General features: G+C 43.0%; 1 rRNA gene. It reads right to left on the reverse strand.

The annotated features are described in order from the left end of the window. Window positions 1–85: ribosomal RNA gene (rrf, locus tag KNP84_RS15185) — 5S ribosomal RNA — on the reverse strand; the annotation flags it as partial. Window positions 86–228 lie beyond the last annotated feature (143 nt).

Consider the following 228-nt stretch of genomic DNA (forward strand, 5'->3'; position numbering starts at 1 on the left):
ACCCCCAACTACTTTCGGCGCTGAAGCGCTTAACTTCCGTGTTCGGCATGGGAACGGGTGTGGCCGCTTCGCTATCGCCACCAGACATATATGAGATTAACATTATTTTAACATAATGTCAACTCTTTTTTAAGAGATTGTTCTCTCAAAACTGAAGACTCATCAATTCATACAAACCATTAGACTAGATCAAAGCCTCGACCGATTAGTATCATTCAGCTCCACACG

Source organism: Exiguobacterium sp. s70 (genome assembly GCF_018618315.1).
GTDB classification, from domain to species: Bacteria; Bacillota; Bacilli; order Exiguobacteriales; family Exiguobacteriaceae; genus Exiguobacterium; species Exiguobacterium chiriqhucha.